Below are 26,814 nucleotides of genomic sequence, written 5' to 3' on the forward strand. Positions count from 1 at the left end.
ACCCTAGCCAGCTCACGTCCACTTTCAGTTCTTGAGAGAGATACAAAGGGATGCTCGTCACGTACAAACTATTGGCTGAGAACACACACACCATCGCGAAACAGTAAAGCACGACTAAACCGCCCACTGGTTTTTTATTCTCAATCGCTTCTTCTTTTTCCTCCTGACTGACCACATCATCGGGAATGAATTTGGCGACCACTAGGATACCCAAAGCCACGGTTAATGCAGATGTGGCAAAGGATGCGCTATAGCCGAACTGCGCCTTAAGCATAAATGCTGCAGGAGGGCCAAAGACCCAGGCAATTGCGAGACCCGCTCTCATGGTGGACAAAAATTTGGTGCTGTTTTCAACATACTTATCGCCATACTCTCGCCCAAGCGCAAAGAGCTGACCAAACGAGGCACCACTTACGCTACCAAAGACAATAGCCACGGTGATGGCTAACCAATAATCTCGAATCACAATAAAGCTCGCGACCATCACCAAGTAGCCCGTCATTGAAACCATGAGGATGGTTTTCCGGCTCCAATTGGTATCGGAACGCTTTGCGATAAAATGCGACACAACCACAGAGCTGCCGACCGACAAAGTCATATAAAGGCTTAGCATCATCGGCGATGCATTCAATTCTTCAACTAAGAACAAGCTTGAAAGTGGGTAGAAAAATGAACCACACAGCCCTGTGATAAAAGCCACAAAGATGAATAGGAAGGTCTTATTATTTTTGGCCATTAGGCGCTCCATTAAACCGATAAGCATTCGTTGAGACCGCTAGTCTACGCAAACACATCGCCTTGGAATGATGCAATTCGAGCCACCTCTAATACTATTCATGCAATGTTTTTAATTTCTTTGACAGATATTGCGCAGAACATTAACTTAATATTAGATTTCAAGGCTTGGAACCATCAATGAAACCGCTAAAAGAACACGTTCAAAACGCACCCAATTTCGATTGGATGGTAAAAGACTGCCATTGCCGAATGAAGAACAATGAGTTCACGTGTTCATGGCACTACCATGCAGAATATGAACTGGTTCTCTACCTTGATCCTGACAAGGCATTTCAGGGCAACTACTTTGCTGGCGATGAGATTGGCGATATCAATCACAATACGCTGTTGCTCTACGGGCCAGGCTTGCCTCACATGGTGGCGGGTCGAAGTGTCAAACCCACTAACTACGCCCACCACACTCGCATTGTCTGGTTTACCCATCAATGGGTCGAGCGCTTGCAAGCGTTAATGCCTGAAGCTCGCCATCTCAAAAGCTTGTTGGAAAACGCCGCATTTGGGCTTTCGTTCAGTCAAGAAACCGCAGAAAAGGTGTCAACGTTATTATCCGAAATGAATCATCTCGACCGTCATTATCAGGCGATCAAAATGATTGAACTGCTGGTGGTGCTGTCGGACGATCCTGAGATTAAAAAGCTATCCGCTACGGCCTATCACGTTAGGCCCCCATCTGAAGACAGTGAACTTAACCAACGCATAGAGAAGGCCACTCGCTACATCGAAAATTACTACGGTGATGCGATTAAAATTTCCGATCTCTGTAATAAGCTGCACATGAGTGAAAGCTCTGCTTACCGCATGTTTGAAAAGCATTATGGGGTGAGCTTTTCTGAGCATTTAAAACAGTATCGAATTGGCAAGGCCTGCGAACTTCTCGCCAGTAGCGAATTTCCCATTGCGCTTGTGGCAGAAAAGACGGGGTTCAAGAACATATCCAATTTCAACCGCCAATTTAGGCAATTGAAATCAATGACGCCGACTGAGTTTCGACGCCGTTTTAACTAAAGTTTTCGTTATAGTCGTAATTACGGTTTTAATGACGCCTAGTACACACCGTTGGGTTTTGAATACTGCGGGAACTCAGCGGTTTTGGCTCTGACTTCTTCGGTGACTTCAGCTAGTATTCCTTGCTCTAACGCCCAGCGATGCCAGTAAAGATCGCGCGCAAAACCATGGCCAGGCATGAGATCGACTAGTTTTCCGGTCTCTAATCGGTCTTCAACCATAAGATCGGGGATCATTCCATAGCCAATGTCCAGTTCCGCCATGGTGATGAACGCCTCAGGGGAACGCAGCGTATGGAAACGCCACTGACCTTCTTTCAAATCAAAATGACTCTCTAAAAAGCGATGATGCATCTCATCATATTGATCGAAAATAACCGCAGGGGCTTTCATCAGCGCTTCGCGATTCACCCCATTGGAGAAGTATCGAGCAGCGAAGTTGGGGCTTGCGATGCAGCGATAATTCAGCTGTCCCAGGTAATCACTGCTGCAGCCAGTGATCGGCTTTTCATCGGCACTGATCGCCCCGAGCACTTCACCGCTTCTAAGCTTATCCAGCGTGTTTTTCTCATCGCCTAGCACAATATTAAGAGAGACTTCATGCTTGCTTAATACTGACTTGAGCGCAGGCAGTAACCATAACGCTAGGCTATCGTGATTGGTGGCAAGCGACAATTCCGTCACCTCTCGGCTTTCATCAGGCCACCACTCTTGCTCAAGCAATTTAACCTGCTTATACAAACCCAGTAGTCGCTGCCCCGCGGCGGTTGGGCTTGGCGGGTTGGAGCGAATCAGCATAGGCTGAGCCATGAGTTGCTCTAACTGCTTGATTCGTTGGGAAATTGCAGACTGAGTAATAAAAAGTTTTTGCGCGGCCAGTTCAAAACTGCCCGTCGCAATGACCGCATCCAGCGCTGCGATCGCTTTATAATCCAATGCCATTGATGCCTCTTTCACTCTTTACTTATTAGCTTAACTTATCACTCATTAATTTAATTAGCATTACTTATTCAGTATTTTCACCTAGTCTGCACACATCACTTACTTACGGGAGATAGCAAATGAGTGCTTGGGTATGGTTACAAGGTTTTGGTATTGGCGCAGCGATGATCATTCCAATTGGCGCGCAAAATGCGTTTGTCTTGAATCAGGGGATAAAAAAACAGCACCATTTGATCGTCGCGATGATCTGCGCCAGCTGCGACGCGTTTTTAGTCTTCGGTGGGATATTTGGCGGCAGCAAACTGTTGTCGGCTTCGCCTTTAGCGTTATCGATCATCACCTACGCGGGCGTTCTGTTTCTAACCTTCTATGGCGTAACCTCTTTGTACCGCGCTTGGCAAGCTCAAGCTGACACCATGACCACCAACAAAGCCTTTATGTCTCGCAAGGTGGTGATCAGTGCGACCCTCGCCGTTACTTTACTGAACCCTCACGTCTATTTAGACACCTTTGTGGTGCTTGGCTCAATTGGGGCCAGCTATGCGCAACCAGACCGACTGCCCTTTGCACTCGGGATTGTGGCCGCCTCTTTCTTTTGGTTTTTCAGTCTTTCAACTATTGCAGCAAAAATGGCACCTATTCTTAACCAGCCAAAGGTTCAACAGGTTATCGACTTGGTGATTGGCGTGATGATGCTCTTCATTGCCTGGCAGCTTCTACACTAAAAAAACAAAAAGCTCGTGAAAATCACGAGCTTTCTATTTCAGTCTCTTAAGCTTAGGCTTAGTTTCCTACGCCCCCTACGTTTTCAACCGGGGTGTCTGGCGTCACAGGCGGCCATTCTTTAAACGTCGCCAAGTGCTTCTGTACTGCAGCTTGAGCAGGGCCAAACGCCCACATTTTCTGCCCCATCCACTTCACATACATGCCTGACTCTTCTGCCGCTCTCTCATAAGGATCGCGACGTAAATTAAAGAGTAGCGGCGCATTTAGCTCTTCTTTTGCACCGCCCCAACCATGATTTTGTACGATGAAGTGAGCTTTCCAATCTCCTACTCGAACCGCTTGTAACTTATCTCGTTCGTAATAATAGATTTCATTGCGATTTGACTCGCCTTTTTCAGTCAACATATCCACTTGATTGTAGCCATCAAGATGCGCTTTAAAGCCATCATGGCCTTTCAACATCTTCTCTTTTAGATCTGTTGGGCCTCCTGCGGCCGCAATCAGCGTTGGCAGCCAATCCATACCATCAAAAATGCCATTCCCAACGCTACCCGCTGGAATTTTACCCGGCCAACTAACAAGTGCTGGAGCTCTTACACCACCTTCCCAAGTTGTCCCTTTTTCACCATGAAATGGAGTCATGCCTCCATCTGGCCACGTCATAATTTCAGGGCCATTGTCGGCAGTAAAGACAATGATGGTGTTATCGGCAATGCCTAACTCTTCTATTTTTTCGAGCATTTCACCAACGTGATCATCAAGATCTTTCATGACCACTTCTTGAAGCCCCCAGCCATTTTGCCCAAGCATTGCTTCGTATTCTGGAGAAAGGTGCGTCCATACGTGTCCCCTTGATGGGCAATACCAGGTGAAGAACGGTTTATCCGCAGCAACAGCCCTTTCAATAAAGTCAATGGCGTGTTTGTTAACTTCATCATCCAGTGTTCGCATACGCTCTATATTAAGCACACCATCATCTTCAATGCTTTGCCCGCCTTTATTATCTGATCTCGCATAAATGACATTACGCGGCGCAAAGGCATCCAAAGATCCATCTTCTGGCCAGTCAGGGTCTTCGATATATTCCATCGCATTCAAGTGATACAACCACCCCCAATATTCATCAAAACCGTGCATTGTTGGGAGAAACTCATCTCTATCACCCAAATGGTTCTTACCAAACTGCCCAGTCACATAACCCATCGTTTTAAGAATTTCAGGAAGGGTTGGTGTATCAACACTTAAACCAATAGGCCCACCTGGTAACCCAACCGTGTGCATACCAGTTCGAACAGGTAGCTGCCCTGTTAAAAATGCAGAACGCCCCGCCGTACAAGATGGCTGAGCGTAGTAATCTGTAAGTAGCATGCCCTTTTCAGCAATGCTATCAATATTCGGTGTCTGACTGCTCATCACACCATTGTGGTAAGCACTCAAGTTAGAAATACCAACATCATCGGTGAAGATAACGAAAATATTCGGCTTATCTTGCGCGGCTTGAGCCAATGTTGACAGAAATAGCAAACATAGTAATGACGAATAGCGCCCTATCCTTTTCATAGCAACTTCCTTATTGTTCCAATTGTTCCAATTGTTTAATCAGTTTGAAACCAACCACTCCAAAACCAAGTTCCAACAGTAAATATACGACTAATAGCCAATGAGGCATCCCATCGACCAATAAGCTCAACATTCGACCAAATGCCAAGCCAAACATGAAAATCGTTAAGCTATACAATGCGGGCAACTGGTACTTTTCACGCAAAGCACCCAAAACCCAAAAACAGACAAGCGCTAAGTACAAACCCATCACCGCACGAAATATATGGCTTACATTGATCGGCTGCGCATCAATATTAAATAGAAAATTCAGCGACGTAACCGGCACTAAACCATAAGACAATGCAATAGGTACCAGCCCAACTGAAGCAAGTAGTAAAAACACACTTTGTACTTTCATTCATAGCACCTTGTTTACTCATACAGTAAATAAAAGCGTAGAACATAATCCCTAACCTACAAGCAATGAATGATTAGAAATTACTATTTATACAAACAGTTAACTCAATAAGCACTAAAGTGACCTTATCGCTCCCCCTTGTTATTGGATTTCTTACTCTACTATCATGAAATATGCACTATGGTTTATATAAAGGAATGAACCACTTACTCACATGACATGGACGATAAAATGACCCAATTCATCAATAAACTCCTTTCTTCCTGCATACTCGTGTTTGCTTGTTTTAGCCAATCCACACAGGCAGAGGAGGTAAACACTCATCAACCTAGCTGGAAGCACAGTGTAGAAATTTACGCATTGGCACTTAATATTCGGGGCGACAGTACCATTGGATCTCTGTCCACTAATGTTGATGTCGATCCAAAATTCATCATGGATCACATTGATATTGGTGCGATGTTACGCTTTGAAGGGATTTATAATAACCAATGGGGTTATTACGTAGACTACAGCTTCATGAAGCTCAGTGGGCAAACGGATGCAATACGAAACAGCGACCTCGCCCTATTAAAAGGAAAAGCAGAAATTCGACAAGGCGTTCTAGAAGCCAAAGGGTTCAAACGTTATCAATACGAATTCGGCTCGATAGACTATATGTTCGGTTTTCGTTGGTGGGATAATGACATTGACGCAAATCTCTACACAAGCGGTGACTTTATTGATGCCAGTAAGAGCCTTGATGAAGATTGGGTAGATTACTTAGTTGGGGTGCGTTGGATAAACTCTCTTAGTGAGAACTGGTTATTTCACGCAAGCCTTGATGCTGGTGTAGGCAAAGATACCGATTTTACCAGCGCGATTCTTACGGGTGTCCTATATAAGATCAACACATGGTCTGATTTAAATCTCGCGTATAAATCAACATGGGTAGATTATGAAAATGGTGACAATTTTGCTTACAACACCGCGTCACAAGGCTTTCTCATTGGCTGGGCTGCTCATTTTTAAACCCTAAAACTGGCAATAACCTAACCACTAAGCGAAAACCATGAGTCGAGGTAAGCTGCGGCCAATGGTTTTCGTCGTAAAAGGGTAAAGTCATACTTCGAACAGCACACGACTTTAAAAACCTGACCAAACCAGATTTATTAGGATGCAACTATCACTAGAACCTGTTTGTCTTGCCGCGCCAAATTTGGGTTACGTTTCACCACTTGAACTAGCCATAACAACATCAACAACACCGCTTATTTCCGAGACAAGGTTAACTGGGTTTTTACTGGCGGTCTTGCCGATAAGCTCAACGGCATAGCTAGAGGGTGAAATTACCACTGCACTAACAAGGCAAGTTATTAAATGTCGATTCATCGTGGTGCTCCCAACGAAAGTGATGAGCACGGCACCAAGCCTTGAATGTCGAGTTTTTGTGGAATTGAATTTCGTTCGCCGTGATGAATGAGTGAAAACCATTAAAACTTCACATAAATTCGACATCCACACGATATGATGCACATAGGTGAATGACAACATAGAGTACGATGCCATGCTTGAAAATAGCCGCATTTTAGTTGTAGAAGACAACGAAGAGTTACAAGGCATTTTGGCCGACTTTTTCGAAGTCAAAGGCGTTAAAACGGATTTCGCGGATAACGGTGAACTTGGGCTAAAGCTGGCCTTGGAAAATGAGTTTGATGCGATCATTCTTGATGTCATGATGCCAAAAAAAGACGGCATGCAAGTGGCCAAAGAACTGAGGAGTGGCGGATGTACAACGCCAATCTTAATGCTGACAGCGCTAAATGGTCAGGACGATCTCGTGAGTGGTTTCGACAATGGCGTCGACGACTTTGTCAGTAAGCCATTCCAGTTTCCCGAATTAGAAGTGCGTTTGGCCGCCTTGATAAAACGCTTTCGCGGGCAAGTCGCCACAGCAGTCTCGTCTTTTGGTGGCTTAGTCATTAATGAAAAAACCAAATTGGTCAAAAGAGATGGGCATCAACTCACCACAACCCCCGTTATGTATCAAATTTTGCTCTCATTGGTAAAAGCACAAGGTGAAGTGGTTTCTCGAGACACTATCATTTACCAGCTATGGGGCGATGATATTCCAGATAAAGACGTTCTACGAAGTCATATTTACTTACTGCGCAATGTACTCGACAAACCTTTTGAAAAGGCCATGTTGAAAACCGTCCCTAAGTTTGGTTATCGTCTGGAGAAATGATGTTTTTTAAGAGAACAAAAACCGTAGAAAACAACATTGAGAACGTAAAAAAAAGACTGGTTCGCCGGTTTGCCATCATCGCGATTTCAACCTCTTTCGTTGTGTTCTTAGCCTTCTCGTTAAAATTGGTCAAAGAAGAAGACAACCAAATTGCGCGGCACTTACAGTCTTTCCGAGAGATTGCGGTAGATCAGTATCAACGTGACCAACGAAATGTGATTCCTATCAGTCCAAATGTAACCGCGTACTATGACGCGTCATTACTCCCTGAAAAAATGCAATTGGAAATGCCATACGCAATAAACGAAGTCACTCGGGTTCGCTCTTATTCTGAAAAAGGCTTTATGGTGTATCACGCTAGGCTTTTGTTTAACGGAAAGGACACACCACTTTATTTAGCGATAGATGTTCGAGCAATCGACTTTGGCGATGGCAACTGGGATATATTAATCGGGATTTCGACGTTGCTGATGCTATTTCTAGTGGGGATTTTAAGTGTGTCGACTAAACGAATGTTCGATGAACTGATGTCTCCCGTTGTTGAATTAACGCAACAGTTAAGCGATGGGAATAAATCGGAGTTTACCGTTTCAGACAACACCATCAGCGAAATCAAACAGCTGGCCAATCGCCTGAACAGTTATGCGCAGATGAAAGAGCGAGTCGTGAAACAAGAGCTGATGTTTGCTAAATATGCGAGCCACGAGCTGAAAACCCCTATCGCTATCATTTCCGGCGCAGCCAACCTGCAAGCGATGAAAGAAGAAGACCCCTCTTTTCAAGCTAAGCAACGCCGAAGAATTGTGGATGCGGTGGATAACATGCAATCCACCGTCGAAGTTTTACTCAATATTGTCAAACAAGAAAATGTCACGTCTAACGATGAATTGTGGCCGATAACCGAGCAAGACATACCTGTGCAAGAACTGGGGAAAAAAGCGGCTCACGGTGTTGATGTTGAATTAATGATTGAGTCAGGCACTTCAATGAACTTCCCGCCATCGGTACTGAAAATGGTGTTAAAAAACTTGGTGAACAATGCGATCCGATTTACATCTCATGGGTCCATTCGCATTCATATTTCAAGCAATAGGATATCCGTTCAAGACACAGGCACTGGGCTTTCCGACAAAAATGAAACCGAGCATGGCTTAGGTCTTTTGATCGTTAGGCGTTTATGCCGCGTGTATGGTTGGTCTTTCGAATTGAGAAGTCATGCCAACCCAACAGGGTGTATTGCCATTGCATTAAAGGAATCCAATATTTAAACCACGATTCTTCCACTGTTCGCTGTTTCTGCGATCTCTAATGCCTTGGCATTCATAACGCAAAAGGCACCGAAGCTAACAGTGGCGGGAGTCTCCATAAATACATAGTGACCGGGAAAAACTCTGGTCACTGTCATTCCAGTCATAGTTAGGCCACTGTTTCTCAGATTTCTCTCCACTTATGTCACTCAGCACTATTTCTCCATAGACATTTTTTCGACATCCCCCCGTTTAAAGTTCACTCTCTACCTAATTAGAGATTCTTGTCATGAAAAAAACCACCCTTTCACTTTCAATTTTAACTTTTTTTTTAAGCGCCTCGACGGTTGCCGAGCTAGCACCTGAATCCGGATTTGCCGGAGAGATCTCTCTTAATACTGGCTACATGTCTAAATCATCTAACTTCAACACCGACGATAAAGACGCAATATCTGATCTCAATTCCGAGGGGCAATCGAATGGTGAAATGCTGGTCATTCCTTTAGGGCAAATCAACTACACCTTCGGACAGCAACTAGACAAACAGGTATACATTGGTACGGCTCGTGAAGACATAGCCGTGGGTGATTTCGCGTTTGAAATTGGTTATAAGCAAGAGCTTCAATCAGGCACGGTGGTTGATGTCTCTTTTCTTCCAACTGTGGTATCAGGAGAGACTTGGAGCGATCCCTACGCACTGAACGCGTCGAGAGAGGTTACCGATGAAACAGGGAATGCGTATCGACTGAAACTGGAATCTATCGCGGGCAGTAACTTCACATTAGACATGGCGTACGCCACCATTGATGTCAAAAATGAAACATCAGGATCCGGAAGAAACGCAGCAGGCCAACAAAAGCTTCAGCGTGATGGTGACATCGTCGTTGTTAAAGGCGAGTACAGTTACATGTTGAATCAAACGTCGGGAATTGTGCCATCGTTAAGCTACAAGGTCCGCTCTTCTGATGGTGAAGCCATGGCCTACAGCGCCTATGGCACCGACATTACGTACTTCAAGGTACTCGGTCGTCACCAATTTGCGCTTACCGCTGGCTATGAGACACGCAACTATGATGGTGTAAACCCGATATTCAGTGAAACTCGCAGCGACAACGAATTAAGCCTGTTTGCTGCCTACGAATACAATGACCTGATGGGCTGGGAAGACGTGGCGTTCATTTCCTTTGCAGGCTACGGCAACAGTGCATCTAACATTGATTTCTACAATGAATCTGAATACCTATACTCTGCGGGTGTTAACTATAAGTTCTAAGAGCTTGTGTTCTAAATACTTGTGGCTTGGCCTGATTACCGATCAGGCCAAGTTCACATACCTGTGATATCAAGGATGTTCACGGTGCTATCATTCGATTCTTATTACGACTTTCCTTGGTTTCCCTTTCATTAGAGGCTTGGTTGAATCTCAACTGTCTGGCATCATGCGTCAATGAACGTAGAGATTAGTCAGTAGCAAAGAGATTGAAGGCAACCAGTGCTAGAAAACAGTCAACATTTAAGTAGCCAATACGACGAACATGGTTACTTTGTCCTTAGAAACTATTTCGATGAAACTCAAATCTCATCACTAAGAAAAGTAATATTGAAATTCCATGAGTTATGGAAAGCAGACAATGAAGAATTCTATCGAGAAGAAGCCTTTAACTCATCTTTGATTACGGGAAGCGAATACTTACCTACCCACGACAGAACCGCACTTTTTAACTTCATCAGCTCAAAAGAAGTAATGGAAGTCGTGGATGCGGTCATACCGGAAAAACCGGCATTCATGAATACGCAATTGTTCTTCAATCCCGTGAATCCTCAACTCAAAGACTTCTGGCACCGTGACTGTCAATATGACTATGACGTTCAAGACCAGATGAAAGTAATCATGGAAACGCAAGTTCTACATCTTCGCGTGCCTTTGTTTGATGAGCCCGGCATGGAGATCATACCCGGGACCCACAAGCGTTGGGACAATGAAGAAGAGTACAATGTTCGCCAAGAAGTGAATGGCAAAGTGAGCAGTGACGACCTAACTGGTGGGAAGCAGATAGCGCTGTCTGCGGGCGACCTATTGGTGTTTTCGGCCGATATGATCCACAGAGGGCGTTACGGTTTGGATCGTTTGGCCTTGGATATTTTGATTTTTGATTCGGCGTCGGATTATGTCGACTACGTCGATGACGATTGTTTGCCCACTCAATCGATGCTGAACAATATTGCCGACCCCAGGTTGTTCATGAACACACTGCATCTAAAATCGATGGCTCTTTCTTAAAGAACCGACGATGTATGCAGCCTCTAAAAAACAAAAGGTACCGAGTTCCAACGCTATCCATTAATGAGGATACAGTTAAAAACTCGATACCTTATTCGCAATGTTAAATACTTAAATGGATTAATGGATTAATGGCTTAAATCATTATGCAGAACATTAGCTTGAAGCTGTCACTAATGCTTCAGGTTCCGCTTGTTGCTTGTTTCGCTTAATGACTTGAACCAGCCTTATCAGCATCATCGATGCTGCCGTGGTTAACCCCGTAATGATGCCAACCCAGAACCCTGACTCACCCATAGCTGGAACGATATAGTCAGTCATACCAAAGGTGATGCCAACAGGAAGGGCAATCCCCCAATACGCGCCACAAGCTAGATACATTGGCACTTTCGTATCTTTGTAGGCTCTTAGTGCCCCATTGGCTGAAGTTTGCAACGCATCACTGACCTGATAAACCGCCGTAAACAGTAGTAATGAAGACGCCGTGGCACTGATCACGGGATCGGTGGTGTACAGGCGCGTTATCCACTCAGGAAAGAGAATGAAAATAGACGTTGGCACTAAGGCCATCATCGCTGCGATAGCGATCCCCACCTTTGAGCGAAATTGAGCCAGCAACTCTTCGTTTTGCCCCAGAGCATGCCCTACACGCACGGTAATACCAAACGATAAGCTCATTGGAATCACGTAGGTCATGCTCGAAATATTAAGAGCGATTTGCGCTGACGCAATGTTCTCAGTACCCAAACGGCCAATCAGAAGCGCAATCACCGAAAAGATACTGCCACAGACTGCGATGCTAATGCCGATAGGCAAACCTAGCTTGGTCAGTTTTTTCATCGGCTCAAGATGCGGTTTAAAGCGGCCAAAATCAATGATGTTTTTATAGCTGTGATGGCGTTTCACATAGGTGAACAGAAAAATTGACATCGTCCAGTAAACGATGCTGGTCGCCCAACCACTGCCGACTGCGCCAAGGGCAGGAAGACCTAGTTTGCCGTAAATAAGCACGTAGTTCAGCGGGATGTTAATGAGCAGGCCAAGTAACGAGAAAAACATTGGCGCTTTGGTGTTGTTCATCCCTTCACAGAAACTATTTAAGGTATAAAAAAGAGCAATACCAGGAACACCAAACGCAAGAGCGATTAGGTAGTTACTGGCGATCGGGATGACCTCTTCAGGCGCATTCACAAAAGATAGAATCGTGCCACCAAAGTTGAGGTAAACAATCAACAGCAAGCTACCAATTAAGGCAATCCATGCCATTTGAAACAGCTCTTGTGAGATTTTATCTTTTTGCCCAGATCCACGGTGATACGCTGTCACTGGTGTGAGTGCCATTAAGACACCGCGCAACAGCAAATTGGCCGGAACCCATAAACTCGTTCCTAGCGCGATGGCAGCAAGATCAGAAGGACTGACTTGCCCTGCCATTGTCGTGTCGACAAACCCCATCGCTTGGGTAGCAAGTTGAGTCACAATAATAGGAATAGAAAGGTGTAAAAGTGCTTTCGATTCAGTAATTAAACGAAATAAAGAAGTGTGTTTGTTGTTCATGTTTTCTGAACACCAATATGAATACCAGAATGGAGGCAGGATAGCGAGTTGGTATTAATAGGGTGTGCCTAGTCAGGCCGCGCAAGATTATAGAAAATGCTCGCGTTATTCAATCACAAAGCGTGCTATTTTGTACATTATTTACCCTTCATTGCAAAATCTGTTGTTTTTAAATGGATTAAACTTGAGCATCTAGATTCCATCGACAAGGAGAGTTTCATGGGCAAACAATTTGGCGCCTTAACCGACAAACATATTGAATTCATTGGCCTACAGAAAATCTACTTTGTCGCCACTGCCGCATCGACAGGCACAGTGAACCTTTCTCCTAAAGGTGGTGATTCATTGAGAGTCCTCGATGCCAATACCATCGCTTGGCAAAATCTAACAGGCAGCGGAAATGAATCAGCAGCCCATATATTGAAAGACACCAGGATGACCATCATGTTTTGTGCCTTTGATGGCGCACCGATGATTTTGCGTACTTATGGTCAAGCTCGCATGCTTCACCAATCCGATACCGAATGGGGCCAATACTGCGATTTATTCCCTAAAAGCCAAGGGACTCGGCAGATATTTATTCTAGACATCGATATGGTTCAATCTTCTTGTGGTATGTCTGTCCCTTACTTTGACTACCAAGATGATCGTCACGATCTCAGTCGATGGACTGACAATCGCGAAAAGAGCGACATCGAGGCCTATTGGCGCAAGAAAAATCAACATAGCATCGACGGGTTTGACACAGAGATTATTAAGCGCGCCGGAATGCCCGTTGATGCTGATATAGAAGAAAATTAAACAACTCGTCACGCTCGACATTAGTATTCAGTTTCGTGCCACTGCTTTATTTCAAATTGGGAAAATATGTCTAAAATTTATTGCCTCTGCGGTTTTATTGGTTCGGGTAAAACCACTTACGCCAAACATCTTGCACAACAGTATTCTGCGTTTCGATTTAGCATCGACGAGTGGATGATCCCCTTATATGGCGAGCACATGGAACGCGAGATCTTTGACGCAAGGCTCAACACCCTAAAATCCCTGTTTAAGGAATCAGCACTGCAAATGCTGAATTTAGGTGTATCCGTCATTTTTGATTTCGGACTGTGGAAGGAGCAAGATCGCTCAGAGTTAAAACAATGGGCGCAGGCGCAAGATATTGAGTGCGAACTTATCTATCTCGATGTTGAGTTTGATGTTTGTCAGCAACGTGCAATCGCAAGAAATGAACACAGAGGCGAGCACGCCTATGAAATGACGCCAGAGATGTTATCGCTTTTCTGGAGCTGGTTTGAAGTACCAACTGCGAATGAAAACATCACAAAAGTAACACCGGAGTAACTAGGCAGTGCCTTGCAACTTGTTATAACCTGACTGCGCAGCACACTGACTAAAACAGTGTGTGGCACAGTTGGCTCATTGGTTTGATTTCTTACGGCCTAGCATCTCTCGCTGGGTTGGGACGAGTCAAAGCCTTAAAGCACCACTGGCGAGATGTCATCACTGGGCTCGGCGTGGGTCTATTAGCAGCGATTGTGGCATGCCAGCTCTTGTAACAATCAAGCAAAATACCTAAGAATAACGGCTGATATTCAGATCTTGATGCACGATCTTTGGCGTTTTTTTACTCACAATATCGGCGATTAACTGCCCTGAACCACACGCCATTGTCCAACCTAATGTGCCGTGTCCAGTATTGGTAAATAGATTGTTTATCGCTGTTTCTCCAATCACTGGTGTGCCATCGGGCGTCATGGGCCTTAGCCCTGTCCAATACTCAGCTTGATCAAAGTCACCCACATCAGGGAAGAGATCATTCACCACACGATTAATGGTCGATGTTCGCTTATCAGGAATCGAAAGGTCAAAATCGCTTAGCTCTGCCGTCCCTGCCACTCGAATTCGATCCTCAAAACGCGTCACAGCAACCTTGTAAGTTTCGTCCATCACCGTTGACTGAGGCGCATATTGAGCTTGCTTAATCGGCAAGGTCAATGAATAGCCTTTAACCGGATAGGTCGGTAATGCAATGCCCAATGGAGCCAGCAACTTGGCGGAATAACTCCCACATGCCACTACATAATGATCCGCATGCAATGAACCTTTGCTCGTTTCCACAGACGTTATGGACTGCTGATCGGCCGTTAACGAGTCAATGTCTGTGTCGAACATGAACTCGACACCCGCTTGCTTGGCCACATTGGTCAATTGCTGGCAAAACAAAAAGCAGTCGCCTGTTTCATCACCCGGCAGATGTAAGCCTCCAACGATTTTCTCTTTTACGCGTTTCAGCGCGGGTTCTTTCTCTAAACAGCCTTCGGTGTCCAACAAAGAGAACGGTGTATTGCTCTTTTTAAGTAACGCCATGTCTTTCTCTATCGCCATTAACTGTTTAGGGTTTCTAAACACTTGTAACGTACCCAGTTGTCGGCCTTGATAGTGAATCCCCGTCACGTCTCTTAATTCAGAAAGGCATGCTTGGCTATGATTGGCTAATCTAAGCATTCTTGATTTGTTTGTTTTGTAGTGCGAGGTTCGGCAGTTACTCAGCATTTTTGCGGCCCAAGACATCATGGCAGGTGACAGTTGTGGCTTTACCTTTAACGGTGCATGCTCTTGCATTAACCACTTAATCGCTTTCAGAGGAATTCCAGGCGCGGCCCAGGGTGAGGAGTACCCATAAGAGATTTGCCCTGCATTGGCGAAACTGGTTTCTTTACCACACTCTGATTGTCTATCAACAACCGTGACCTCATGGCCTTGTTGAGACAAATACCACGCACTGGTTACCCCAATGACACCACCACCTAACACCATTACTTTCATAACACCCCCCCCTTTTCTGAGAGGGCTATATTGATCGTTTTACAAATCAGCAACAATCGATAAGAATTAACAACTGCGTATAGCTATTCTAAAGGCAAGCAATGAAACATTTGAAAAGCAACATGGCATCGGCACTCATGACATTTGTGGAAGTCGGCAAGCGAGGGAGTCTAACAGGGGCGGCCAAAGCAAAGTGTTTAACCACTGGCGCAATCAGCCAACAACTGCTGCAGCTCGAAAGTAATATGGGTATTAAACTGGTCGATAGACACTCTCGAGGTGTCACGCTCACCGAAGCGGGACACCTACTCCACCGCGTTGCTTCATCAAGCTTTCAAGACATTGATACCACCATTGCGAATTTACAAAGCAGCTCGGCCGATGCATCGGAAGTCCGACTAAAACTCACGCCGTCGTTTGCGTTTAAATGGCTCGTTCCAAGACTTGAAGATTTCCATCGATTACACCCTGATATTCAGGTTCAAACTTACGCTGAAGGCGCACTGGTTGATCGCTCCTCTCAAGACTTTGACCTAGCCATTGATTATGGGCCGATGCCTTATAGTGAACCAAACGCAGAGCTACTGTTGGAGGAAAAACTGATACCCGTTATGAGCCCTCAGTACTTGACTATGCACCCTTGGTTAGCCGAAGAAGAGGCCAATGTTCACGATTGGTCGGCCATTACGTTACTGCATGATGCGCAACCATGGGCTGGCGCAATCAGGCAGCAAGAGTGGCAATACTGGGCTAAATCAAACCAGGCTAATCTCTTGGCCGATAAGGGACACTTTTTTAATAGAACAGATATGGCCATGTCTGCGGCTGAAGCTGGAGTTGGCATTGCGTTAGCGCGCAAAGCATTGATACAAGATGAACTGATCAGCGGTCGATTAGTTGCACCACTGGCTGCCATTAGTGCGCAAGCTGGCTATTTCCTGCATACCCATACGAATTCTATAGCCAGTCGAAGTTTTGCCAATTGGGTACGCGAGCAAGTTCAAACGACAACATCACCGACCGATTGGTGACGCCTAGTGAAGAGAGTGGTGAGAATAGCTTATCGGCTTAATGACTTATCTGCATCGCGGTTTATCTGAATAGTGGCTTATCCAAAAAGCGACTTAGCGGATTGCACTGTGATGATGGCACGACTCAATCCTCTGAAATCAAGAGAGCACAAGTGTTTTAACGTTTCTCTTCTGACCGTAAAGTAAGTACTTCGTAACCAGAATGAGTGACTAAAATGGTATGTTCAGATTGCGCTGATAATTTCTTATCTCTCGTCACCACCGTCCATCCATCTTTCTTGGTTTTTGCTTTCGCAGTGCCTTGGTTCACCATTGGTTCAATGGTGAACGTCATGCCTTCTTTTAATCTAAGGCCTTTACCTGGCAAACCATAATGCAAAACCTGTGGTTCCTCATGCATTTCACGCCCAATGCCGTGCCCACAATATTCTCTTACAATGCTGTAGCCTTTCGCCTCAGCGTAGCGTTGAATCGCATGACCCACATCGCCAAGAGTTGCACCAGGTTTGACTTGTTTGATCCCTCTCCACATCGCTTCATAGGTGGTATCCACTAACCGTTGCGCGAGTGGCGACGCCGCTGGCATCACATACATTTTGCTCGAATCTGCAATGAACCCATTTTTCTCAAGCGTAATGTCTAAATTAACAATGTCACCGTCTTTAAGCACTTCCGTGGTTTTTGGAATGCCATGGCAAATCACGTCATTAATCGAAGAATTCAAAACAAACTCATAATCATATTGCCCCTTGCTTGCAGGGCGAGCATTGAGCTCATCAACAATAAAGTGTTCTACTCTATTGTTGATGTCCATCGTTGAAATACCAGGCTTCACGTATGAATCCAACATCTCAAAAACTTGCGCGAGCAGCTGGCCTGACTGACGCATTAGTTCTATTTCTGCTTCTGTTTTGATTATCACCGGGTTAATCATTGTTGTGCCCTTCCGAAGACATTTGGTTTTCAGTAGACGCTTGATTCTCAGGGGACGCTAGGTTTTCAGCAGACACATTCACCGACTGCATCAAATTGGCTTTGATTTGATTAAAAGAAAGCTCAGGATGCAATTCAGCCAGCATTCCCATTTTTACCCAAAATTCCGCTTGGGAATTGATGGAGCGAGACAAGACAGAACTTGCTTTCCTTATTTCTTCGTGCAATTCATCAGAGATTTTGACGATACCCATAAAATACGCTTTATATACGAAACATATATGTATTGTATTTATTTCAATTATTGAGTCAAGAAAAGGATCCACTGACAGCCCCTATGCAACCTCAAAATAACATCACGCTAGTCAATAGCCGCTTACCTACTTATACTTGATCAAATGTTAGATCCTGAATTCACACCGTTTCAAGGCCGAGTACACGGGCACGATTTATATCAAACCTGGACACCGCCTGCACCTGTCAGTCATTGGGTCCATTATTTCTGGCAACTTTCTGTTCCAGTTGGGGATTTCTATTATCGGAGTGTTCCTGATAACTGTGTCGATTTAATCATTAATCTCGATCAATTGAACGAAGCCGTTTTGGTTTCCCCTTTCACCTCTCCAATCATTTACCCTTTGACAGGCCCGGCACGATACTTCGGTGTTCGATTTCGCTTACTGGGCCAACATGCGTTGTTATCTGAACCCATTAGTGAGTGGGCATCAGAGGGTGACCAAACTGAAATAAAAGATCTATTTCCAGCGCAATTGATTGAGCAAATTCAGCACTCTCTCTCGTTTAGCGAGTCGTTCGAACAAAAAAGCCTTCGTTTAGCGAAAACCATCGTCAGCGCCATAAAGCGACCAGTCGTTGACCCGAGAATCCTTAAATTCGTCCGCTACTGCCATCACAGTGATAATGCATTACCATTGAATGAGTTATCGCCCAATATGTTGGGTATAACCGATCGTCAGTTGAGGAGATTAACGCAGCAATATCTTGGTGTGAGCCCTAAAGCATTTTGCAAGGTCGTCCGCTTCCAGAGCACTCTGAGGGCGTGGCAAACGAGGAAAGACAATAGAGCGTGGGCCGACTGGTATTTTGATCAATCCCATTTCTCACGAGAGTTTAAACAGCTTACTGGGAGCCCACCGAATCTATTTTTGAAGATGTCCGTTTTGTACAAGAATCCCTCTCCCCAATCTTCCATTATTCTCCCTGACAACGCATAAACATAATAAGGAGATAAGTATGATTGAATTTAGCGCGATGTTCCCAGTCATGGTAGCGGCAGATTTAGAGAAGATAAAAACCTTCTATGAGACATTTTTTGGTTTTCAGTCCGTTTACTATCAAGAAGATTTTTACCTTCATTTGGTGTCAATGGACACAGGGGTTCAACTTGGCTTTTTAGTTCCTGATCATCCAAGCCAACCTGAATTCCTTCACCGTCTATTTGATCCACAAGGCTACGTCATTAGCTTGGAAGTACCCAACGCGGTTGCCGCCTATGAACAAGCACAAAGCTTCAACATGACGTTTTCAATGCCACTGAAGGAAGAAGAATGGGGACAAGTTCATTTTATGGTTGAAGACCCTGCCGGTATTAATATCGACATCGTTCAACACAAAGCAGACACGGAATAATTCAGTCGAGACAATAAAAAAAACAGGGTATGTAAGCACATACCCTGTTTAGTGTTGTAGCCGACTTATGCGGTTATTTCAGCTTATAGAATACGGTCGCAAGCGGCGGTATACGTAATGAAAGTGATTGTGGTAACCCTTCACTTTCCACCATTTGTGTTGCCGCAGTATCGAACACATGATAATCGCTGCCATTGTAGTGGGCATTATCAGTATTCAATAACAACTCATATTCACCCGCCACTGGCACACCTAAGGTGAACTCATTTTGTGGAACGGGAGTAAAGTTGCTGATCACCAGAACGCGTTCGCCATTGTCACTCAAACGCTCATGAGCAAGCACGCTCACGTCTTCCGCATCTTGTAAGCGCCATTCAAACCCAGCAGGATCACTATCAAGCTGATGCAGCGCTAACTCATTGCGATACAGATGGTTAAGGTCGCGAGTCAGGTTTTGTACACCTTTATGACGGTCAAACTCTAATAGGAACCACTGTAATTGATCATCATGATTCCATTCCGCAGTCTGGCCGATTTCAGCCCCCATGAAGTTGAGCTTTTTACCCGGCTGACCATACATGTAACCTAAATAGGCACGTAAGTTAGCGGTTTTTTGCCACTCATCACCCGGCATTTTGTCGTGAATTGAACCCTTTCCGTACACCACTTCATCATGTGATAGCGACAACACATAATTCTCAGTATGTGCGTAAATAAGCGGGAACGTGATGGTATTGTGGTGGTATTTTCGGTTAATTGGATCTTCTTGAATGTACGACAAGCTGTCATGCATCCAACCCATGTTCCACTTAAACCCAAAACCTAAGCCACCCATAAACGTCGGTGCCGAGACGCCTGGGAATGCCGTCGACTCTTCAGCAATGGTCATGGCATTCGGGAAGTGTTTGTACACTTCTTCATTCATCCATTTCAGCGTTGCAATGGCATCGTAGTTTTCATTCCCCCCATCAACATTCGGCACCCATTGATCATGGCTACGTGAATAATCAAGGTAAAGCATTGACGCAACCGCATCGACGCGAATGCCATCAATATGGAACTGTTCAAACCAATACAGAGCATTCGACACTAGGAAACGGCGAACGTGTTCACGCCCTAGATCGTAGATGAAAGAACTCCAATCTTGGTGCCATCCACGGCGCGGATCTGGGTCGTGAAAAAGTGGCGTGCCATCAAAGTTCGCTAAGCCATGATCGTCAGACGGGAAGTGCGCAGGCACCCAATCAAGTACGACACCCAAGCCTGCTTGGTGACATTGATCAACAAAGTATTTGAAGTCATCAGGGCTGCCAAAACGACTTGTTGGCGCAAACAGGCCTATCGGTTGATAGCCCCAAGAGCCATAGAATGGATGCTCTGAAACTGGCATTAATTCTACGTGTGTATAGCCAAGGTCAACCAAGTAAGGAATCAGCTGCTCCGCTAATTCGCGGTAATTAAGGAACTCACCTTGCTCATTTCTTCTCCATGAACCCGCATGCAATTCATAGAATGATAGAGCGTCGCGACGTTTTTCCGTCACCGGGCGGCTTTGCCACTGCTTGTCTTGCCACTCATAGCGATCATGGTTATACGTGACCGACGAGAATGAAGGATGTTGCTCGCTGTAAAACCCCCAAGGGTCAGATTTATGAGGCAAACCCTCTCCATTTGGTCCCTTCATCTCAAATTTATATTGTGCGCCTTCTTCAAGTTCAGGGATAAATAACCCCCAGATACCGTAATCAAGGCGTTGCATCGGGTGGCGTCGACCATCCCAAGCATTGAAATCACCCACTAAGCTACACGCCGATGCATGTGGTGCGTAGACAAGGAATCGAGTGCCTGAAATTGATTGTCCATCACGCTCAAGAGTGACGAACTGAGCCCCCATATGATGGTGCATCTCTTTCGGTGTATGCAGCTCATCATAGCCTGCGTAAAGAGTGTGATACTGATAGGGGTCATCAATGAGTTGCTCAGTACCAGACCAATCAACGGCCAGTTTATAATGGGTGAACCGAAGGTCGATGGACTGTTCCAATATAAAACCAGAATCGTCCTCACGTATCAACGGAATGCGTTCTTGGCCTTCAATGACCAGTTCAACACCATTTGCATCTGGCATCCAAACGCGCAGTGCCCCCTGTTCAGCCGGTAAGTACGGACCAATAAATGAGAATGGGTCAGCAAACGCAGCATGCGAAAGTTGGGTGTACACCTGTGTAATCTTTTTAAGCCCTGTTTGTTTCAACTTAAGTTCTCCTAACCTAACTTTCTACTATTTTTATATTTGTTGAATCTACTTCTCTAACTTACCGTTTTTCAATCAAAAAAACCCGCTATTCAGCAGGTTTTTTGTGTTAGCAAATCCAGTTTACCGAACTCTAGTCCAATATAGAGTGACCAAGTTTATACTTTGTCTACACCAATGGTATTAGGTCTTATGAAAACGTTAAGATTCAAAGGTAGAAGCACAGAAAAAAGCTCACATACTGTCCCACTATTCATCCGTTGATGCCCGACCGAATTCCAATACATTCAAGTCAATATTGGTTTCGGTCAGATTCGAACGCCCTTTATCTTACTCAGTGCTTATTTTGCCGCTTTCGCTCGTACTTCGGTTAATCGCTTAGTAATGCGGTCAACGCCATCTTGAGCAAAGATTTCATCCAAATTCATCGATAGTTTACGACGCCAGTTTGGATATTCATTCACCGTACCTGGAATGTTGACCGGTTGATCCATCTCTAACCAGTCCTCTAACTGAACACTCAACAGCGATGAAGACCCCGCGGCTACGTGCAGTTGAAGCGCTTCACTGAGGTAAGAATCCATTGGAACTTGAGAAGCGTCTCGCCCCACACCGTCAGGCAGGTAACCATGCCATGCCACAGAATCTAAAATGCCTTGCTTGCAAGTCAAACGATCTTTGTATAGCCCTTCCAACTGTTCCACATCTGGATACAAGCCAATCTCATGGCCCATCTTCAGATCGTCGCAGTGCCAAAAGCCTCTCAACGTTGGCATATCATGCGTACACAGTGCCGACATTGATTGCTCTGCGTAGTGTTTTGGAGAGATAAATCCGCCATCTTCTTTTGAGGTTTCGAAGAAGAAGACTTTGTATGAGTTCACACCCGCATCACGCAGAATGTCGACAATTTCATCTGGCACAGTCCCGAGATCTTCGCCGATAACACTGCACTGGTGACGATGAGATTCAAGCGCCAAAATCGCGAGCATATCTTCAACAGGGTAGTAGATGTAGGCCCCTTTCGTGGCATCTTCACCTTTTGGAATCCACCATAAACGAAGCAATCCAAGTACGTGGTCGATACGCAGTGATCCACAGTGCTTCATGTTTGCTCGCAGCAATTTGATGTATGCATCATAACCAGTCGCTTGCAGCACTTGTGGGTTAAGTGGCGGTAAACCCCAGTTTTGACCCAATGGACCAAGAACATCCGGTGGTGCGCCAATACTTGCATCCAGCACTAAGCTGCCATCGTCTGCCCATGATTCAGAACCTGAATCAGCAACGCCAACGGCAAGGTCACGATAAAGCCCAACTGCCATGCCTTTTTCTTCAGCCAGCATTTGTGCTTCGTTAATTTGAGTATCGGCTACCCACTGAAGGTACATGTACAAATGCACTTTATCTTGGTTCTTTTCAATGTACTTTTGTACCTCAGCGCTATCGAACTGTCGGTACTGATCAGGGAAAACAGGCCATCCCCAAACGTTCGCATCTTTCGCATGCAGCTCAATGTGAAGTGCATCAAATGCAGCTTGATGAACCAAGCTATCGCCACCTTGCTCAACGAAGGCTAAAAAGTCTTGAGCACGTTCGCTGTTTTTATCTAGGTGACGAGTTTTAAATTCGGAATACAACATTGGTAGCACAGTGTTTTTCAGTTCTGCTACTTCTGTGTAGTTGACCCAATGAGAGTCACGCGCTTTCTGCAAGCGTTGCTGGAATTCTGCGCTACCAACGGTTTGTTGAGCCGTTGAACTGAGTGCAAACTCTGGCACAGAGCTGACATCGATGTACAAGATATTTAGCCAACGACGAGACGATGGGCTGTATGGGCTTGCCCCTTCTGGGTTTGCTGGAAACAGTGAGTGGATTGGGTTGAGACCCACAAAATCACCACCACGAGATGCAATATCAGCAACCAGTTGTTTTAAATCACCAAAGTCACCAATACCCCAGTTGTGAGACGTACGTAGCGTATACAGTTGGACGCTTGGCCCCCACATTTTTTTACCGCTGCTCATTGCTGATTGCTTGAAGCAGGCCTGTGGTGTCTTGATTAATGACATGGTATACGGCGCTTTACGACGCTTACGAGTCACGATCAATTTGTGGTAGCCCCATTCAAGATCATTTGGAAGCGTAAACACCAAAGGGCCACCCTCTTTGCGCTCATCTCTCACGATTTGCGACTGAAGATAGCCTTCTAGTACTTCACCCTGCTCCGTTTCTAGACGCCAGCTAAATTCACTTTCACGTGCGCTCACACCTAGGTTTAATGCTACTTCAACGGGTTCACCGTCGCGAAGCACTAATACTGGATCCAATACGTCTTTCTTGTGCTTTTTCTCTGCTGACTTTAATAGAGCTGAATCGCTACGAATATCGTAGCCAAGTGAGCCTAATAAGCTCAATAAGGTCTCGTCTGAGACTTTTGCTTCATCACCCCAAGCACTGATATAACTATCAGCGAGTCTAGCCATCTCGGCGACTTGTTGTAGTGCAGTTTGTTCTTTCATCGCTCTCTCCGAAGGCTCACATACACCTTCTTTATATAGGGTCTTTATTGAATATCTAAATTGAGTAAGCCAAGGCTTTCACCTTGGCTTTTATTTGATACTAAATTAACGTTTAACCGCTTCTAGTTTCCAAATGTTATTGACGTAATCTCGAATGCTTCGGTCTGAACTGAATTTGCCAACCAAAGCTGTATTGAGGATGGCTTTCTTAGCCCAACCCGCTTGATCGCGATACTGCTTATCCATGTCTTCATGCGCTTTCACGTAGGACGCAAAGTCAGCAAGACATAGGTAAGGGTCGCCACCATCAAGTAGGCTATCGAATGTTGCACGTAATAGGCCCGGTTGACCTGGCGTGAACTCTTCACCTAGCAGTAAATCCAGAGAAGATTTCAATAGTGGGTCTGCGTTGTAGTAATCGTATGGGTTGTAACCTGATGCTTTAACACGCTTAACGCCATCAACGTCTAGGCCGAAGATGTAAATGTTTTCATCGCCGACTTCTTCACGGATTTCAACGTTTGCACCATCCATCGTACCGATAGTGAGCGCGCCGTTTAGAGCCATCTTCATGTTGCCCGTACCTGATGCTTCTTTACCAGCCAATGAAATTTGCTGAGAAACGTCTGCTGCAGGAATGATGATTTCAGCCATGCTGACACGGTAGTCAGGAATGAATACCACTTTCAGCTTGTTGCCGATGCGAGCATCGTTATTGATCTTCTCTGCAATCTTGTTCACCGCGAAGATGATTTCTTTCGCTAGGTGGTAACCCGGCGCTGCTTTAGCTGCAAAGAAACACACGCGTGGCTCACACTCGAAACCAGGTTCGTTAAGAATGCGGTGGTACAGAGATAGAATGTGTAGCAAGTCTAGATGTTGACGCTTGTACTCGTGCAGACGCTTAATTTGAACGTCAAAGATAGCGTTCGTATCTAGCTCGATACCCATGTTGTCAGAAACCCAATCAGCCAAACGCTGTTTGTTTTGCTTCTTAACCGCCATGTACTCTTTTTGGAATTTCGCATCGGTCGCGAACTTAGCAATAGACTCTAGTTGCTCAAGTTTTGCTGGCCACTCAGAACCAATCTTGTCGGTGATCAGAGAAGACAAGCCAGGGTTACAGAACTTCAACCAGCGACGTGGTGTAATACCGTTCGTAACATTCGTCAGTTTGCCTGGGAATATTTCGTTGAACTCTGGGAACAGGTCTTTCTTAACAAGCTCAGAGTGAAGCGCCGCAACACCGTTTACTTTGTAAGAACCGATCACACATAGGTTGGCCATGCGAACCATGCGGTGGAAACCCTCTTGGATGATAGAAAGCTTCGCTTGCTTCTCACCGTCACCAGGCCACATCTTGCGAACTTCTTGCATAAAGCGGTGGTTGATTTCGAAGATGATTTCCATGTGACGTGGCAGCAGACGATTGATCAGAGATTCAGACCAAGTCTCTAGCGCTTCTGGAAGCAGTGTGTGGTTCGTGTAAGCGAACGTATGCGCACTGATTTCCCACGCGGCATCCCAAGTAAGACCTTTCTCGTCAATCAGAATGCGCATTAGTTCAGGAATCGCAATCGTTGGGTGCGTATCGTTAAGCTGAATCGTTTCTTGCTTAGGAAGATCTTCTAGAGAGAAACCTGCTGCTTCGTGACGACGCAGAATGTCGCGAACAGACGCTGCTGAGTGGAAGTACTGCTGCATTAGACGCAGAGTTTTCCCTTTCTCGTGGTTGTCGTTCGGGTAAAGTACTTTGGTAATGTTACCTGCATCGATAAGCGCGTGTTGCGCTTCGAAGTAATCGCCATTGTTGAAGCTTTCTAGAGAGAAAGGAGCAATTGCCTGACATTCCCATAAACGCAATGGGTAAACAGTCTCACTTTCATAACCAACGATTGGTAAATCCCAAGGCATTGCTTTAACAGCCATACCCGGTACCCATTTACGGACTTCTTTACCGTTCACGTTAACCACTTCAACGTGACCGTAAAAGCCAATTTCTTGTGCCAGTTCTGGACGTGCGACTTCCCAAGGGTAACCCTCAACGCCACGCCATGCGTCTGGCGCTTCTTGTTGACGACCATCTTCGAACGATTGCTTAAACAAGCCATATTCGTAGTGCAGACCGTAACCGACTGTTGGGTATTCTTGCGCCGCACATGAGTCCATAAAACACGCCGCTAAACGACCTAGACCGCCATTACCAAGAGAAGGATCGCGCTCTTCTTCAAGAAGGTCAGTTAGGTTATGCCCTAACTCTTCCATCGCTTCAGTAATGTCTTCATATAGGCCCATGCTGATCAGGTTATTACCCGTCAATCGGCCGATAAGGAATTCTAAAGATAAGTAGTTAACGCTTTTCGCATTTTTTATCTTTGGATCTTGTTCTGTCTTAAGCAAGTCAAACGTTGTTAGCTCCGCAAGCGCACGCCCCATTGCTAGGTACCAAGCACGTGGAGTCGCAGTTTCAACGGTGGTTGCATAAGTCGCAGATAGATGCTGCTTTACGCTTTCTTGAAATGCAATTTTGTTAAAATTCTTTTGTTGAGTAGGTTTCATTAGAGAAATCTCACTTATTGGTTTAATCCATCTGTGACATATCGTGCATCTACACGCTATTCAAAACATCCTCCCATCTCAGGCGTAGGAGAGGAGGAGAGCAAAGGGCGTAGAGGGTGATAACTCAACTGAGCGGTGATCTAATTCTCACAAATCGTGGAACGCCACAAATCCGCCGTGATTCACCTCACATTGCCCAATTATTTACCCTACTCCGTATTTATTAATAATGTCCTACACGAATGGAAACCAATGCTACAAAATGAGAAACAACTCTCATATATTTATTTATAT

General features: G+C 45.2%; 24 protein-coding genes. 12 read left to right on the top strand and 12 right to left on the bottom strand.

Features of this window, described 5'->3' with window-relative positions; all coding sequences use genetic code 11:
* Positions 1-736, bottom strand: a 736-nt coding sequence (locus BCU12_RS19970) for an MFS transporter (RefSeq protein ID WP_133153903.1), incomplete at its 3' end; no start/stop codon positions are given.
* 179 nt (positions 737-915) lie between these two features.
* Between BCU12_RS19970 and BCU12_RS19975 the strand changes: the two genes are divergently transcribed.
* On the top strand, positions 916-1,803 hold the full coding sequence (locus BCU12_RS19975; protein ID WP_102406019.1) for an AraC family transcriptional regulator: 888 nt from the start codon (positions 916-918) through the stop codon (positions 1,801-1,803).
* A gap of 38 nt (positions 1,804-1,841) precedes the next feature.
* On the opposite strand, the gene BCU12_RS19980 is transcribed toward BCU12_RS19975, so the two are convergent.
* Positions 1,842-2,744, bottom strand: a complete 903-nt coding sequence (locus BCU12_RS19980) for a LysR family transcriptional regulator ArgP (RefSeq protein ID WP_102406020.1) — start codon at positions 2,742-2,744, stop codon at positions 1,842-1,844.
* Positions 2,745-2,863: 119 nt separating this feature from the next.
* On the opposite strand from BCU12_RS19980, the gene BCU12_RS19985 reads away from it, so the two are divergent.
* Positions 2,864-3,469 (top strand): LysE family transporter, encoded by a 606-nt coding sequence (locus BCU12_RS19985; protein WP_241909882.1) that lies wholly within the window; start codon positions 2,864-2,866, stop codon positions 3,467-3,469.
* 58 nt (positions 3,470-3,527) lie between these two features.
* Here BCU12_RS19985 and BCU12_RS19990 read toward each other — a convergent pair whose 3' ends face one another.
* Positions 3,528-5,030: an arylsulfatase gene (locus BCU12_RS19990; RefSeq protein WP_102406022.1), complete on the bottom strand. Its 1,503-nt coding sequence runs from the start codon at positions 5,028-5,030 to the stop codon at positions 3,528-3,530.
* Between the two features lie 10 nt (positions 5,031-5,040).
* Positions 5,041-5,430 carry a DUF4345 domain-containing protein gene (locus BCU12_RS19995; RefSeq protein ID WP_102406024.1) on the bottom strand — a complete coding sequence of 130 codons (390 nt, stop codon included), beginning with the start codon at positions 5,428-5,430 and terminating at the stop codon, positions 5,041-5,043.
* 231 nt (positions 5,431-5,661) lie between these two features.
* Here BCU12_RS19995 and BCU12_RS20000 point away from each other — a divergent pair, with 231 nt between their 5' ends.
* Positions 5,662-6,441, top strand: coding sequence for a hypothetical protein (locus tag BCU12_RS20000; RefSeq protein WP_102406058.1), 780 nt, complete (start codon positions 5,662-5,664; stop codon positions 6,439-6,441).
* A 192-nt stretch (positions 6,442-6,633) separates the two neighbouring features.
* Here the strand turns inward: BCU12_RS20000 and BCU12_RS23350 are convergent, their stop codons facing one another.
* Positions 6,634-6,801: a hypothetical protein gene (locus BCU12_RS23350; protein ID WP_157939891.1), complete on the bottom strand. Its 168-nt coding sequence runs from the start codon at positions 6,799-6,801 to the stop codon at positions 6,634-6,636.
* Between the two features lie 175 nt (positions 6,802-6,976).
* Here BCU12_RS23350 and BCU12_RS20005 point away from each other — a divergent pair, with 175 nt between their 5' ends.
* The 4 genes from BCU12_RS20005 to BCU12_RS20025 all read left to right on the top strand — a co-directional run bounded on the left by BCU12_RS20005 (position 6,977) and on the right by BCU12_RS20025 (position 11,185).
* Complete coding sequence (locus tag BCU12_RS20005; protein ID WP_198599397.1) at positions 6,977-7,657, top strand: response regulator transcription factor; 681 nt, start codon at positions 6,977-6,979, stop codon at positions 7,655-7,657.
* The gene (locus BCU12_RS20010) at positions 7,657-8,925 is read left to right on the top strand and encodes a HAMP domain-containing sensor histidine kinase (protein ID WP_102406028.1); all 1,269 of its coding nucleotides are present in this window, start codon (positions 7,657-7,659) and stop codon (positions 8,923-8,925) included. Before BCU12_RS20005 ends, BCU12_RS20010 begins: the two co-directional genes overlap by 1 nt.
* 268 nt (positions 8,926-9,193) lie before the next feature.
* Positions 9,194-10,177 (top strand): DUF2860 domain-containing protein, encoded by a 984-nt coding sequence (locus BCU12_RS20020; RefSeq protein WP_102406031.1) that lies wholly within the window; start codon positions 9,194-9,196, stop codon positions 10,175-10,177.
* 219 nt (positions 10,178-10,396) lie between these two features.
* A complete protein-coding gene (locus BCU12_RS20025; protein ID WP_102406033.1) occupies positions 10,397-11,185 on the top strand; it encodes a phytanoyl-CoA dioxygenase family protein in 789 nt (262 codons plus the stop codon).
* 156 nt (positions 11,186-11,341) lie between these two features.
* On the opposite strand, the gene BCU12_RS20030 is transcribed toward BCU12_RS20025, so the two are convergent.
* On the bottom strand, positions 11,342-12,742 hold the full coding sequence (locus BCU12_RS20030) for an MATE family efflux transporter (protein ID WP_102406035.1): 1,401 nt from the start codon (positions 12,740-12,742) through the stop codon (positions 11,342-11,344).
* Between the two features lie 219 nt (positions 12,743-12,961).
* Between BCU12_RS20030 and BCU12_RS20035 the strand changes: the two genes are divergently transcribed.
* Together BCU12_RS20035 and BCU12_RS20040 are read left to right on the top strand one after the other, a co-directional pair.
* On the top strand, positions 12,962-13,543 hold the full coding sequence (locus BCU12_RS20035; RefSeq protein WP_102406037.1) for a pyridoxamine 5'-phosphate oxidase family protein: 582 nt from the start codon (positions 12,962-12,964) through the stop codon (positions 13,541-13,543).
* A 66-nt stretch (positions 13,544-13,609) separates the two neighbouring features.
* Positions 13,610-14,086: an ATP-binding protein gene (locus BCU12_RS20040; protein WP_102406038.1), complete on the top strand. Its 477-nt coding sequence runs from the start codon at positions 13,610-13,612 to the stop codon at positions 14,084-14,086.
* Between the two features lie 231 nt (positions 14,087-14,317).
* Here BCU12_RS20040 and BCU12_RS20045 read toward each other — a convergent pair whose 3' ends face one another.
* On the bottom strand, positions 14,318-15,571 hold the full coding sequence (locus tag BCU12_RS20045) for a D-amino acid dehydrogenase (protein WP_102406040.1): 1,254 nt from the start codon (positions 15,569-15,571) through the stop codon (positions 14,318-14,320).
* A 101-nt stretch (positions 15,572-15,672) separates the two neighbouring features.
* On the opposite strand from BCU12_RS20045, the gene BCU12_RS20050 reads away from it, so the two are divergent.
* Positions 15,673-16,602, top strand: coding sequence for a LysR substrate-binding domain-containing protein (locus tag BCU12_RS20050; protein WP_102406042.1), 930 nt, complete (start codon positions 15,673-15,675; stop codon positions 16,600-16,602).
* 157 nt (positions 16,603-16,759) lie between these two features.
* Here BCU12_RS20050 and map read toward each other — a convergent pair whose 3' ends face one another.
* Together map and BCU12_RS20060 are read right to left on the bottom strand one after the other, a co-directional pair.
* Positions 16,760-17,536, bottom strand: coding sequence for a type I methionyl aminopeptidase (gene map, locus BCU12_RS20055; RefSeq protein ID WP_102406044.1), 777 nt, complete (start codon positions 17,534-17,536; stop codon positions 16,760-16,762).
* Positions 17,529-17,789 carry a ParD-like family protein gene (locus tag BCU12_RS20060; RefSeq protein ID WP_102406045.1) on the bottom strand — a complete coding sequence of 87 codons (261 nt, stop codon included), beginning with the start codon at positions 17,787-17,789 and terminating at the stop codon, positions 17,529-17,531. The genes map and BCU12_RS20060 overlap by 8 nt, the downstream gene beginning before the upstream one ends.
* A gap of 144 nt (positions 17,790-17,933) precedes the next feature.
* Here BCU12_RS20060 and BCU12_RS20065 point away from each other — a divergent pair, with 144 nt between their 5' ends.
* Both BCU12_RS20065 and BCU12_RS20070 read left to right on the top strand, forming a co-directional pair.
* On the top strand, positions 17,934-18,770 hold the full coding sequence (locus tag BCU12_RS20065) for a helix-turn-helix domain-containing protein (protein ID WP_241909883.1): 837 nt from the start codon (positions 17,934-17,936) through the stop codon (positions 18,768-18,770).
* A gap of 19 nt (positions 18,771-18,789) precedes the next feature.
* Complete coding sequence (locus BCU12_RS20070; RefSeq protein ID WP_102406049.1) at positions 18,790-19,185, top strand: VOC family protein; 396 nt, start codon at positions 18,790-18,792, stop codon at positions 19,183-19,185.
* A gap of 73 nt (positions 19,186-19,258) precedes the next feature.
* Here BCU12_RS20070 and glgB read toward each other — a convergent pair whose 3' ends face one another.
* The 3 genes from glgB to BCU12_RS20085 form a co-directional block, all read right to left on the bottom strand.
* Positions 19,259-21,439 (bottom strand): 1,4-alpha-glucan branching protein GlgB, encoded by a 2,181-nt coding sequence (gene glgB / locus BCU12_RS20075; RefSeq protein ID WP_102406051.1) that lies wholly within the window; start codon positions 21,437-21,439, stop codon positions 19,259-19,261.
* Positions 21,440-21,780: 341 nt separating this feature from the next.
* Complete coding sequence (malQ, locus tag BCU12_RS20080) at positions 21,781-23,961, bottom strand: 4-alpha-glucanotransferase (RefSeq protein WP_102406052.1); 2,181 nt, start codon at positions 23,959-23,961, stop codon at positions 21,781-21,783.
* Between the two features lie 105 nt (positions 23,962-24,066).
* Positions 24,067-26,520, bottom strand: coding sequence for a glycogen/starch/alpha-glucan phosphorylase (locus BCU12_RS20085; RefSeq protein ID WP_102406054.1), 2,454 nt, complete (start codon positions 26,518-26,520; stop codon positions 24,067-24,069).
* Positions 26,521-26,814 lie beyond the last annotated feature (294 nt).

The organism is Vibrio sp. 10N.261.55.A7 (genome assembly GCF_002877365.1).
Classification (GTDB): domain Bacteria; phylum Pseudomonadota; class Gammaproteobacteria; order Enterobacterales; family Vibrionaceae; genus Vibrio.